9 protein-coding genes are annotated in these 13253 nt (G+C 39.2%); all 9 read left to right on the top strand.

Features of this window, described 5'->3' with window-relative positions; all coding sequences use genetic code 11:
- Window positions 1-3: 3 nt before the first annotated feature.
- The 9 genes from tssH (at window position 4) to J8L73_RS13000 (ending at window position 13229) form a co-directional block, all read left to right on the top strand.
- Window positions 4-2607 (top strand): type VI secretion system ATPase TssH, encoded by a 2604-nt coding sequence (gene tssH / locus J8L73_RS13040; protein WP_211017664.1) that lies wholly within the window; start codon window positions 4-6, stop codon window positions 2605-2607.
- Window positions 2608-2857: 250 nt separating this feature from the next.
- The gene (locus J8L73_RS13035; protein ID WP_024594574.1) at window positions 2858-3337 is read left to right on the top strand and encodes a type VI secretion system tube protein Hcp; all 480 of its coding nucleotides are present in this window, start codon (window positions 2858-2860) and stop codon (window positions 3335-3337) included.
- 73 nt (window positions 3338-3410) lie between these two features.
- A complete protein-coding gene (gene tssI / locus J8L73_RS13030) occupies window positions 3411-5288 on the top strand; it encodes a type VI secretion system tip protein TssI/VgrG (protein ID WP_211017662.1) in 1878 nt (625 codons plus the stop codon).
- 7 nt (window positions 5289-5295) lie between these two features.
- Window positions 5296-5652 carry a hypothetical protein gene (locus J8L73_RS13025; RefSeq protein ID WP_058547837.1) on the top strand — a complete coding sequence of 119 codons (357 nt, stop codon included), beginning with the start codon at window positions 5296-5298 and terminating at the stop codon, window positions 5650-5652.
- Window positions 5653-5688: 36 nt separating this feature from the next.
- Window positions 5689-5979: a PAAR domain-containing protein gene (locus tag J8L73_RS13020; protein WP_024595244.1), complete on the top strand. Its 291-nt coding sequence runs from the start codon at window positions 5689-5691 to the stop codon at window positions 5977-5979.
- A 2-nt stretch (window positions 5980-5981) separates the two neighbouring features.
- Window positions 5982-7010 (top strand): hypothetical protein, encoded by a 1029-nt coding sequence (locus tag J8L73_RS13015; protein ID WP_211017660.1) that lies wholly within the window; start codon window positions 5982-5984, stop codon window positions 7008-7010.
- Window positions 7007-7858: a hypothetical protein gene (locus J8L73_RS13010; RefSeq protein WP_211017658.1), complete on the top strand. Its 852-nt coding sequence runs from the start codon at window positions 7007-7009 to the stop codon at window positions 7856-7858. The genes J8L73_RS13015 and J8L73_RS13010 overlap by 4 nt, the downstream gene beginning before the upstream one ends.
- The gene (locus J8L73_RS13005; RefSeq protein WP_211017657.1) at window positions 7858-12753 is read left to right on the top strand and encodes an RHS repeat-associated core domain-containing protein; all 4896 of its coding nucleotides are present in this window, start codon (window positions 7858-7860) and stop codon (window positions 12751-12753) included. The genes J8L73_RS13010 and J8L73_RS13005 overlap by 1 nt, the downstream gene beginning before the upstream one ends.
- Entirely contained in the window at window positions 12753-13229 is a 477-nt protein-coding gene (locus tag J8L73_RS13000; protein ID WP_211017655.1) for an SMI1/KNR4 family protein, read from the top strand. The genes J8L73_RS13005 and J8L73_RS13000 overlap by 1 nt, the downstream gene beginning before the upstream one ends.
- The last annotated feature ends 24 nt before the right edge of the window (window positions 13230-13253 follow it).

The following is a 13253-nucleotide window of genomic DNA, read 5'->3' as shown; positions in this document are numbered from 1 at the left end:
AGTATGTCGTCGATGACACTAAATAAACTAGTTGAAAAACTGAGTCCTGATTGCCGAAAAAGCCTAGAAGGTGCTGTTGCTATATGTAATAGCCGCAGTCATTTTACAGTTGAGCTCGAGCATTGGCTACTTGCTATGATTGAGCAGCAATTAGATGATGTTAGACTAATTTTTGGCTCGTTCGATATAGATATTGATAAAGTTCAGCAGGATTTAAACCAATCACTAGAGTCGTTTAAAACGGGTAGTGAGTCATCCCCTAGTTTGTCAGTGCATGTAACGAGTCTGCTTAAACAGTCTTGGTTAAGTACCAGCATTGAGTTCACAGATAACCAAATTCGTAGTGCGTACGTTATTTATACCCTAACTAAAGATGATGCATTATCTAGCTTAGTAACTCGTTGTAGTAAGTTATTTAATAAAATAGAACCAGGTCAATTGCTGCATGCGTGGCCTGAAATAGTCGCGCAATCTCAAGAGCGCAACCATTCAGTACAAAATGCATCAACTCAGGCAAATGCTGGCTCTAAAACCCCAAGCTTAGATCAATTCACTGTTGACTTAACTGCTCAAGCACTTGCTGGAAAAATAGATCCTATTCTTGGCCGTGATTTCGAAATTCGTCAAATGGTTGATATTTTAACTAGACGTCGTCAAAACAACCCAATTTTAACGGGTGAAGCTGGTGTAGGTAAAACAGCAGTCGTTGAAGGGCTTGCGTTACGAATTGCTCAAAAAGACGTACCGGCTGTATTACAAAATGTAAAAATTCACAGTTTAGATTTAGCATTATTACAAGCTGGTGCAGGTATGAAAGGGGAATTTGAAAATCGCCTTAAATCACTTATTAATGAAGTAAAGAATGCGGTAAACCCGGTAGTTCTATTTATTGATGAAGCACACACCATGATTGGTAGTGGTGGTGCTGCAGGTCAAAATGATGCGGCAAACTTATTAAAGCCTGCTTTAGCGCGTGGTGAATTACGTACAATAGCGGCAACGACCTGGGCTGAATACAAGAAGTTTTTTGAAAAAGACGCGGCATTAACACGCCGATTCCAAGTTGTAAAAGTTGAAGAGCCAACTCCTGAAAAAGCGGTAGCAATGTTACGAGGCTTAGTGCCAGTAATGGAAAAACACCACAAGGTGTTTATATCAGAACAAGCGCTCGAAGGCGCAGTGCATTTATCACACCGTTATATTACAGCAAGGCAATTACCAGACAAAGCTGTAGCATTACTAGATACAGCGTGTGCACGCGTAGCAATGAGCCAAGCATCTACTCCAAATACTATTGAGCAGCTTGTAAACCGCTTAAGCGAAATAGAAACACAAGTAAAAATGCTTAATAGAGAGCAAAAAACAGGTTTAGATCACTCGCAGCAGCTAGACATATTAAAAGCAGAGCTAATTACAATTGAAGAGCAATTAGCACCTTTAAATGAACAATTTAGTACTGAAAAAGAAATTGTAACTGAGCTTAATCAAGCTTTAGAACTTATTAACTCTCAAGACGATGAGTCATCACAAGAGATACTTGATAAGCTAAAACTTAGCAAAGAGAGGCTAGCCTCTTTTGAACATAATATGGTTCATTGGCAGGTTAACGAAGAGCTTATAGCGCAAGTTATTTCAGATTGGACAGGCATACCTGTTGGTAAAATGCATGAAGATGAAATTCATGGCATTTTAAATTTAGCACAGCAAATGAAACAAAGAGTTGTAGGACAAGACCACTCACTTGATTTAATAGCTAAAGTTGTTCAAACGTCTCGCGCTCAACTCGCTGATGAAAGCCGTCCTAACGGTATATTTATGTTAGCAGGTCCAAGCGGCGTAGGTAAAACAGAAACCGCGCTTTCTTTGGCCCAAGAAGTGTATGGTAGTGAAGAAAACGTCACTGTAATTAATATGTCTGAATTTAAAGAAGAGCATAAAGTATCTTTACTGCTTGGCTCACCTCCAGGGTATGTAGGTTACGGCGAAGGAGGCATACTAACCGAAGCAGTAAGAAGAAAGCCATACAGTGTTGTACTTTTAGATGAGATGGAAAAAGCACACCCTGGCGTGCAAGATATTTTTTATCAAGTATTTGATAAAGGCACAATAAAAGATGGTGAAGGCCGCGATATCGATTTTAAAAACACCATTATAATTATGACCTCAAATGTGGGCACAGACACCACAATGAGCTTATTTGAAGACGAAGAAAGTAAACCAAGCATCAAAGGTTTATTAAAGGCATTACAAGATGATTTACTTGCTTCATTTAAACCTGCATTTTTAGGTCGTATTAATGTAATACCTTACATTCCATTAAGTGACGATATTCTTACTGAGATTGCCGCTATTCAAATAAATAAAATAATTAAACGTGTTAAAAAACATTACAATGCAGAGTTAATTTATAATGACGATGTAATTGAATATATTATTGCTAATTGCCAAAATGCAGGTTCAGGGGCACGTAACATTCACACTATACTTCAAAATAGAGTGCTGCCATTATTGTCTGAAGTTTTACTTTCTAGCATGATTGACGACAAAGAAATTAATAGTATATCGCTATTAGTAAAAGATAATGAATTTGAACTAGAGCTGAATTAAAGGTTAATTAAAGTTAATTTGAAATAACTTGTTATTAAGGTTGTTTCTTTAGTTTGAGGGCATTATAATTTTGGTGCCTGATATCACTACATGGAATTTTTGAGACATTGTCTTCATCTAAGGAAAGGAATCAGAAGGCCTTTTCATTGCTGTATTAAAGATAATGGTTTCAAAGGAATTTTGGTATATACCAAAGTAAAGAATCCAGTATTAATGGATAACATTGTTTAATAAAAAGGAGCATTATCAAATGCAAGCAAATACATATTTAAAATACGGTTCAATCAAAGGCGAAACTACTGCTGAGTCTTTCAAAGATTTAATTACAGTTTTATCTCTTGATTGGAATGTAAGTCGTGAAATTAGCTCAGCTACTGGTACAGCGATGGACCGTGAGTCAAGCTCTACTCGCCTTGGCGACGTAACAATCACCAAACTTCAAGATAAAGCATCTCCGGATCTTTTCAAAGAAGCGACAATTGGTAAAGGTTTACCAGCTGTTTTCCATATCACTAAGCAAGGTGATAAGGTTGAAGAAATCATGAAAATCGAACTTACAGATGCAATGATTTCTAGCTACTCAGTATCAGTTCAAAACGATCGTCCAATCGAAACAATCACTATCAGCTACACAGAAATGATGATGACTGTTACTCCAACAGACGACAAAAATAACATTACTGCTCCTCTTGTATACGGTTACAGTGGTGTTAAAGGTCAACAAATGTAATATTTGTTACCTTATAATGGCTCTGGGCATTGCTCAGAGCTTTTTTTGATTCTTAGGACGGGAAAAGCAAGGAATGCAAAAAGCAACACAAGAAAAAAACGTAATTCAAATTAGCACCCCTGCTGGTAAAGATGCCCTCTATTTAACTCGTTTTGTTGCCCAAGAGGCAATGTCTGATTTGTTTGTTATGTCTGCCAATATGTACACGATTGGTAAACAAATCGCGCACGAAGACTTAGTGGGTAAACCTGTATCTATTAAAGTAAAAAATGCAGATGGCGGTGGTGAGCGTTACTACCACGGCATAGTTAGTCATTTAGTTTCAAATGGCAGCCGTACGGCAGATGTTGACGAGCAAAAAAATTATATAGATTATCAAGCGACGATAGTTCCATTCGCAGCTTCAATGCGCAATCGTAAAAATAGTCGCATTTTTCAAAAGAAAACAATTAAAGAAATATTTGCTGATTTATTTGGCCAACACAATGTTGCATTTAGCGATAAAACCAGTAAAACCTACCCTAAGTACGAATATTGTGTTCAATATCAAGAGTCTGATTTTGATTTTATCCAGCGGTTATTTCAACAAGAAGGTATATTTTACTTTTTTGAACACTCAAACAGCAACCATACGCTTGTTTTAGCTGATGATATTACAGCTTATGAAGTATGTGGCGAAGGCAAAGTTGTATTTTCAACTGGTCATTTAAGTGAATCACATGTATCACGTTGGCAAGGCGGTTTAAGCATTGCCCCTGGTAGTTTTAAACGTGTTGGTTACGACTTTAAACAGCCATCTCGATACCCTGATGGCGAGCAAGCAAACCCTGAGCTTCCTACTCAATCGGTCTCTGAAATTTTTGAATACACGGGCGAGCAAGAGTGTCACCCGCGCGCAGCTAATTTAGCATCTGTACAGTTAGAGTCATTACAAAGAGATATGAAGCTTTCTAGTGGGCGAAGTGATTGTCGCTCATTTACTGTAGGTAAGTTATTTAGCTTTAAAAAGCATGAAGACCCACGCCTTGAAGGTAAAACATTTGTTATTACCTCTATGATGACCTCAATTACAGTGCCTAACCAATCAGGTTCGCAGCAGTCATCGGTAGAGGAAGTTTATTCAAATCACTTTGAATGTGTCCCAAAAGAAATCCCTTACAGAGCACAAATAAATAAGAAGAAGCCTGTAATAAATGGGGTTCAAACGGCAATTGTAACTGGCGATAGCGCTGATGAAATTATGATTGACCAATATGGTCGTGTAAAAGTGCAATTTGATTGGGATAGAGAAGGCAAAAAAGATTCTAAAAGTTCGTGTTGGATCCGTGTTGCGCAAAACTGGGCGGGTAAAAAGTGGGGGGCGTTTTTCTTCCCTCGTGTAGGCCAAGAAGTTCTTGTGGACTTTATAAATGGCGACCCAGATCAACCCATAATAAGTGGGGCAGTGTATAACGCAGACTTAATGCCTCCGTACGCATTGCCTGCTGAAAAAACACAAAGCGGTATAAAAACGCGCTCTACAAAAGAAGGCGGGGCTGATAATTTTAACGAGCTTAGATTTGAAGATAAAAAAGGCAGTGAGCTGGTTTATCTTCAAGCAGAAAAAGACAAGCAACTTTATGTTAAAAACGATCAAAACGATAAAACAGATCACGACCATAATATTGAAATTGGCAACGACAGAAAAACAGATATTGCTAACAACGACACCCTTAAAGTTGCTAAAAATCGTATTGCCGAAATGGGCGAAAACGATACTTTAAAAGTAGGCAAAACATTAAATATAGAAGCGGGTGATGAAATAGTTATTAAAACAGGCTCTGCGCAAATTAAAATGAGCAGTAGTGGTAATATAACTATTGAAGGCACTAATATAAATATTAAAGGTAGTAATGTTAAAGTTGATGGTAGTGCTATTACTTTATCTGCCGGAATGATTAAATTAAATTAGTGCATATATGGAAATAATAAACAGCTTTCATTCAGGACTTAGAAACGGCATTAATAATAACGGCTATGTTGTATATTGCCGTTATGGGCTTGCACATTTAATATGTTTACCAATTAATAGGCCTGATGATCCATTGCTAAATCCTGCATTAACTCACTTAAAAGCAATGAATGGTTATTACGCTAGTCAGTTTTTAAATAATTTACACCCAGTATTAAATAGTGAAGATATTGTGTCGGGATTATACCAATATGCTATGCAAAGCCCTGTTGCACTTTCAGATTACTCTCAAAGTGAGTTAATAGAGTCTTTATCTCTTTTAGTGGCGCACAGTAAGTTATTAATTATCCCTTTATTTGATTAATTTTATTTAAAAAATATAAACAGACAAGGAGTCTTTATGGGTAAGCCCGCAGCTACAATTGGTCACATGCATGTGTGCCCTAAAACAACCGGCACAGTGCCGCATGTAGGCGGCCCTGTAGTTATTGGCTCAACTAATGTGTTAATTGGTGGTATGCCCGCTGCGCGTAAAGGCGACATGATGGTGTGTATTGGCCCGCCAGATAGCATTAAATCGGGTTCTGGCTCAGTGAAAATTAACGGAAAGCCTGCCGCTAGAATGGGTGATGACAGCTCCCATGGTGGTAAAATTGTTGTTGGCAACCCTACAGTATTAATAGGTGGCTAACCTTGCTATCTACATACCTAAGTAATCATAAAGCGCAACTGCTAACAATTAGTGAAGCACAATATTGCCCTTTTACATGCGTAGGTTTTATAAAAACGCTTAAAACAAAGTTACTAGAAGCTTGTTGGTTAACGGCTAAAAAAAATAACGTAACACAAAAATTCAGCCAACCAGATATAGTGCAATTAATCACTTTTTTACAAAGTGACACCAACATTGATACCACAGCACAAGCATGTATTGAGGTTATGGCTAATTTGCCCCAAAACATTAACCTAGCGTTTATTAACGCTTTAATGAATGAGCCCGCCTTACATAGCCTAACTAAATTAATTATTTATAAAGTGTTATTACAACAACATAGCTTTAATTTAATCGCTTATATTGATTTAAAAACGCTGGGCTTTGCATTAACCACTAATCAAGAGTCGCTTGAGAATTTACAGCCAGCGTTGGATAAAAATTTTTTAGTAAGCAGCCAAACAAAAAATACCGATGTAATAAATACGTTTAAACATTTATGTAATGCTGGGCTTATTAATTCTCCGTTAATGTCACTTTTTTTACTATCACTCAGTTGGGAACAGGTGAATGTAGTTGGGAACTATGCAAGTAACACTTTAACGGTTGATCAAACTATGCAGGTTTTACTGCAAAGTAACTTTGCAAAACTTATTCCTTTAGCTAGTACCTCTTTAAATAAAGTTGAAGATCCTAGTGCCATTATTGCTTTAATAAGGCGCTTGCTTGGCGATAAGCTTGATTTATTGGTGAGCTTTGAAACGCAGTTACAAGCGTGGCAGGGCGATGAGCTATCGTGCAGTGAATTTAAGCGTCAGTTACACACTAACTGGCCCAAGTTTGAAGGCGAGCTTTCATCTTCGCGCTTAATAGCTGGGAAGGCATTAAATACTAAGTTAAATGCGATAGAGATGTCTGCTATGGATAGCTATAGCCAAGCTGTATTTAATTTATATAGTTACTACCAGCACGTTACTACTAAGCAGTTAACTGCGGAGGCCGTGCTGTGAGTGCTTTTAATATTAATATGGAGTGCTTTTCAGCGCCATTTTCACAAGACATCGATGAGCTTTTATACGGCGAAAACCCAGCATCAAAAGAGTTTAAAGAATGGCAATCGTGGAATGCTTGCATATACGATTGCATATTAAAAGCAAAAGAGTTATTTGCAAAAGTTGAAGACCTACAAACGCCTTTAGTTTGGTTGCTTCCTGCGCTTGAGTATCAAGGTGAGCTTAAGCAACTTTTGGCAAATAGTTTAAAACAGTTATTTCCACAGCATGTTAATCATATTTTGTTTTATGGTGCTACGGGCGCTAATGCAATGGTTGAACTTGTACAAAAAAATCAGTGGAAAAAGGTTAACGTACTTGCAGTGGACGCAACATACAAAGCAAATAGTAACAGTGAATATATTTATCAAGGTGTTGGTGGTGCATTTGCAACGGTTACGGCAGGTAAAACGGGTTGGATGCAACAAAGCCACGAACTGGCTCCATCTGTAGATTTTATAAAGCATAACCAATTAAGTGGGATGTTTTCTAACATTGCGCTTAATAGTAAAAAACGAATAGATTTTATATGTGCGCCAGGTAATGGCGTAAACCACGAAAGCGATGTGTGGTTAAATAATTTAGAATTGCTCAGTAGTTTAATTAGTGAGCATACACATTATGAATTACCTAATTACAAATTAGGTAAAATTGGTGCGCTTGAAGGACTCGTCAATTTATATCAATTGACCTCAAGCCCAGCTATTGTAAATCACTTTAAACACGCGTTAGTGATTTCTCAAGAACAATCAAAATACCAAGCTGCAGCATCATACTTATGGATAAGTGAGGAAGTACACAACTAATGCAAAGTAATACAGTTGTTTTACAAGGAACGAGTTACCCCATTTGCCTAGTTGCTGGTGCTGCAAAAGCGCCTGCAGGCTACGAAGCTGTTGTAACTAATACCAATGAAAGTGCGAATCGATTGGTTGATCAAGTTAGTGAAACGCTCACAAATGATCCCTCTAAACGGATTGACACTATTAAGCTACTTATAAGTATAGGTATTGGAGCCTCTAAAGCAGACGACCAACGTAAAACCGCTAACTCGCTTATTAAAGCAATTGCTGCAGGCACTATTAGGTGTTTCCGTGAAAAAGTTAAATCTTCTATTCAAGTTAGTGATAATACTAATAGCGGCTCGGCGGATAAAAAGTCTAACAAAAAAACTAAAACAACCGCATCGGGAAAAAGTGCCGCGCAAGCGCCCGCTAAAAATACGGGTGGTGTGAGTAATAACACCGCAAGCGAAGAGCCTATTACAAATCAAGAGTGTCGTTCTGATCCGGTTTCAATGCTATCGGGTGAAGAAATACTGCCGCTTATCGACTTTACCCTAGCAGGCAGTCGCCAATTAGTGTGGCGACGTTTATATCGCTCATCTCATGCTGATGTGTGCACAACAATGGGTAATGGTTGGCGCCATGACTTTATGGCAAGCCTTACAGAGCATTACTTGCCACCGCCAAAAGTGGGCCCTAAGCAAAAAGGGACATACTGGTTAGAGTACCAAGACGAGCATGGCGCTAAACATAAATTTGAAAAGGTAAAGCCTGGCCAATCAAGCTATCAGTTAAGTAGTAACCTTGCGCTGCATTACCAAACAAATGGCAAGCAAGTCCTTGTAACGCCAGATGACCAACACCTTACGTTTAAACCAGGCGCAAGCGCATGGTTGCTTGAAAAAATAATTAATGAAAAAGGCCAAAGCATTGCGCTTTATTACGACGCTAAAGAGCGCCTACATCGTATAGAAGTAAACAAAGTACGTGGCTGCATTATTAGCTACAACGCACAAGGTTTATTAAGCAAAGTAGCAGCGTACTGCACCGATAAGAACAACAAGCAGCAATTGCTATCGCCATTACTTGCAAGCTATGAGTACGACGAAAACAAAAACCTTGTTGAGTCTACTAATCAGCAAAACGAAACTGAGCGCTACGCCTATAATGCCGCTAACTTATTAACAAAGCGTACCCGAGCCAGTGGCTTTAGCCATCATTTTGAGTGGGATAGCTACTCACCTAGCGCTAAATGTATAAAGCAGTGGGGCGATAACAATACCTATACTTACCAGTTTGAATATAACTTAGAGGCTGGTGAAACAACCTGTATAGACTCCCGCGGGCACAAAGAGCACTTTGTACATAACGCACAAGGTAAATTGGTAAAACATACCGACCCTAACGGCAATGTTTGGCAATATACATACAATGCACAAGGCCAAAAGCTCAGTGAAATAAAGCCCGATAGCAGCACAACGCGCTATACCTACACACCTTTCGGCCAATTAGAAGCAATAACACAGCCAGATGGTAACCAAACCCATTTTGCCTACAACCAACTTGGACAACGTGTATTGACTACCTTACCTGATGGCCAAACCATTACGCGTAAATACAGTGTGGCTGGCTTACTACAAAGCGAAACCTTTGGCGATGGCCGCACCACGTTATACAGCTACGATAAGCTCGGCCAGTTAACCCAGCATATAAATAAAAACGGCCAAATTACTAAGTTTATTTGGAACGAGCAAGGCGAGCTGTTAGCAAAGCATTATAACGATGAGCTAATACGTTACAGCTACGACAATTTAGGCCGCGTAAATGCCACACTTAATAACGCAGGCTTACTCACTCAATATAAATACAATGAGCACGGCCAGCTTACGCAAACCATTGCTTTTGATGAAAACGAGCCTGAAAATAAACAGCATCAAAATTTTAGCTACGACGAAGCAGGGCGATTAGTTAGCTCGCAAAACAGCAAAGGCGATACCACAGAGCAACACTTTGAAGGGCTAAGCCAACCACATTGTGTTATTCAACCCGATGGCAGCGCACTGCATTTAACGTACGACAAAGAGCGAAACTTAACAGCCATCGAGCGAAGCGACGGCCACGTATACCGCATAAGTTACGACGCGAACGAAAACCCAACACAAATAACTGGGTTTGACGGTACGCTACAGCAGTATAAATACGATGCCTGTAACCGCTTAGCCTCAGTTACACAAAGCAACAAACGCCATGTACAAATAGAGCGCGACAGCCTTGGCCGTGTAACTGCGCAGCATGCAAGCCTTGCAAGCGACTCACATATTGTTAATAACGCCAATTACTACAGCTACACAAAGCAAGGTAAAATAGCGCGTGCACATAATGCGCAATCAACACTTAAACAAACGTTTGATCAAGGCGGTAGGCTACTGTGTGCTGAGCAAGTTAATAACCAGCAACAAGCGCATACCTTAAAATACAGCTACGACGAATACGGCAGAAGGCAAACGCTTACACTGCCAGATTCAACCACGCTTAAATACAGCTACAACCAGTTTGGCCAGCTAAGCGGTATTAACTTACAGCAAACCAACAGCAAAGAGGTTGAACTTGCGAAGCCGCTTGTAACACTAGGCTACGACAGCCAAGGTAATATTAAAACCCAGCAGTTTGGTAACAGCATAACCCTTACTCAACAGTTCGATGTATTCAACCGTTTAACGCAGCAACAGCTTACACACCCAGCGCAAACATTATTTGATACCTGTACGTACAACTACGACAGCGTAAACCAGCTTATTGCTCGTAAAAACGAAGGCGTAAGCAGCCAAAACATCAATTTTGAATACAACAGCCTCGGGCAGTTAATACAACAAACATTGGCAAGTTCACGTGCTGATACAACCACACATTACCAGTGGGATAGCTTTGGTAACCCGCAAAGCCAAACTGTTCAATCAAACACAAGCGATACAGTCACTAGCGGTACAGAAGCTAGTAATACAGGCGAGCAGGGTATAGAACATGATGCAGCCAGTAATGAGCATACAGCCAGCTCTTCTATTGATTTAACACGCGCCACGCATAGCGAATACAATGAGTTAGCGCCAAATAGTAGTGAAAGTAGTAGTAAAAACAGTAGCAACGCTGACTCAGTAGCAAATAATGAAAGTACTAACAACACCACAATAAACAGTGCCACCGACGCCGACCGGCTAACACACTTTGGCGACAGCGACTTTTACTACGACGAGTTTGGTAACCAAATACGCGAAACCGGCAAAGGCATTAAAACCCGCCGTGAATACAACGCGTTTAACCAGTTAAGCTGTTTTAATAACAACGGCACGCTCACGCAATACGACTACGACCCATTAGGTCGTCGTATTGCCAAGCACACCGAGCACGGCAAAATTGACTACATTTGGGATAACGACCAGTTAATCGGCGAGTGCCAACACGGTGAATATACCTGGTATATCAACCTGCCAAATCGATTTCACCCAGTTGCGCTGATTAAACAAGGTGAGGTGTACTACTACCACCTAGACCAACTTAACACCCCGCGTTTTGTAACCGACAACAAAGCACGAGTAGTATGGGAAAACCAAGCCGATGTGTATGGTTATGAAGAGTTAAAAGCAGAATCAAATAAAGAAGACTCTTTCACTCAACCAATCCGTTTTCAAGGGCAATATTTAGATGAAGAGAGCGACTTACATTACAACCGTTATCGCTACTACAGCCCCAAACAACAGCGCTTTATAAATCAAGATCCGATAGGCCTTGTTGGAGGGATAAACCACTATCAATATGCACCGAACCCGGTTAATTGGGTGGATCCGTTTGGGTTGAGTTGTAAGGAAAATGGCTGGAATACATTCTTAAAAAATACCAAAGGGCACTTTAATAGCACCACTGAAGCTGCAGATAGCTACAAAAAGGTAAAAGAAGTTTTACTTACACCTAAAGCTGAGCGACCAGATCCGTCTACATATCTACCACAATCATATATAGATGCACATATAGCCCAGTTTAATCAACAAGGTGCAGGTTTTATTTCTATTCAAAGTTGGATGCTGAACCCTGAATACCCCACGTTACCCCCAAGAAAGTTTGTAGGGCTTAAAAGTGAAATGGACGCTATTATCGCTAAATACACTCAATCAGGAAATGATTGGAGAATACTTAGAGATGAACTTAGTTTAGGCGAAAACACAGACTTAAGTAATGATGAAATTACGTATATTACAGTCGAACCTGGCGATGAGCGATTTGAGTATGATATTCCAAATGGTCGCGAAGGTGGTGCATACGATGGAGAATGGATCCCAGGAGGCAAAACTAAAGGCGGTATAACAGAGGCTGCGTTAATTAATTCCGAGACTGTCGTTCACAATAATAGTCTTGAAGAGCTATCGAATAGCTTTAAAAGCTCGAGAAGCTTAGATAACGATGAAGTAATTGATGCACAGAAAGACCAAACTTTAAAAACTTGGAGTGCTCCGGTCAAAGTTGATGGCAGGCGTGTTTTTCAGCGAAATGATTTATTTGATCCTAATAAAGTTGATGGTGAGAATCGTACTAATATACAGAGGATGAAAAAGGGAAGGCCTCCGATCGGTTATGATGACCAACCCGTGAATCTTCATCATTTAATACAAAGAGAGCCAGGAACAATAGCTGAAGTAGGTGGTGAGTTTCACTCTAAAAAAACTAAAGTTTTACATGTACCACAATACAATAAAGTAAACGGTGAATGGGTAGCTAGAAAAAATTATAGCTTTAGAGCTCATAATGGGAAAAAATCAACATGGCCTAAAACTAGAACTGGTAAAGTGAAGCAGACAGATGCTCAGAAAGCTTTCACAAAATGGAGTTCTAAATATTGGATAAAAAGATCAGAAGGGTTTGAGTAATGAGTACAATTTTAGATGTTCAGTCAATGTTATCAGAAATGTCTTCTAACGAAGATATTTCAATTGGAGTAACTCATAGCAGTGAAGAGATAGCCAATGCAGAAACCTATTTAAATGTTTCCTTACCTGAAGAGTATAAAGCTTTCTTAAAAAAAATAGGTTATTTATGCTTAGGCTCTTTAGAGTACTATGGGTTGACTAGAAGTAGTAATTTTAGCACTGCTGGTATTCCTAATTTTGTATGGTTCACAGCAAAAAAGAGAGATGAAGTTAACCTACCGAAGAACTTGATAGTTTTTCAAAACTTGAACGATGAGATCTATTATTGCTTAAATGCATCTCGAAAAATGGAATCTTTTGGTAACGTTATTGTTTGGAATAACCTTAGTAGAACAGTTGATGATACTTTAGAAATAAGTTTTTTGGATTTCATAGTTGGTGATATTGATGAGTACAAAGACGAATATGAGACTTGAAAATACTCTCTTTATAATTTTACT

Source organism: Pseudoalteromonas sp. MMG006 (assembly GCF_018101025.1).
In the GTDB taxonomy this organism is placed as follows: domain Bacteria; phylum Pseudomonadota; class Gammaproteobacteria; order Enterobacterales; family Alteromonadaceae; genus Pseudoalteromonas.
This window is presented reverse-complemented; position numbering and strand designations above follow the sequence as displayed.

Coding starts and splice junctions, on each gene's coding strand:
- tssH (WP_211017664.1), top strand. CDS start 4: ATGTCGTCGATGACACTAAATAAACTAGTTGAAAAACTGAGTCCTGAT.
- J8L73_RS13035 (WP_024594574.1), top strand. CDS start 2,858: ATGCAAGCAAATACATATTTAAAATACGGTTCAATCAAAGGCGAAACT.
- tssI (WP_211017662.1), top strand. CDS start 3,411: ATGCAAAAAGCAACACAAGAAAAAAACGTAATTCAAATTAGCACCCCT.
- J8L73_RS13025 (WP_058547837.1), top strand. CDS start 5,296: ATGGAAATAATAAACAGCTTTCATTCAGGACTTAGAAACGGCATTAAT.
- J8L73_RS13020 (WP_024595244.1), top strand. CDS start 5,689: ATGGGTAAGCCCGCAGCTACAATTGGTCACATGCATGTGTGCCCTAAA.
- J8L73_RS13005 (WP_211017657.1), top strand. CDS start 7,858: ATGCAAAGTAATACAGTTGTTTTACAAGGAACGAGTTACCCCATTTGC.
- J8L73_RS13000 (WP_211017655.1), top strand. CDS start 12,753: ATGAGTACAATTTTAGATGTTCAGTCAATGTTATCAGAAATGTCTTCT.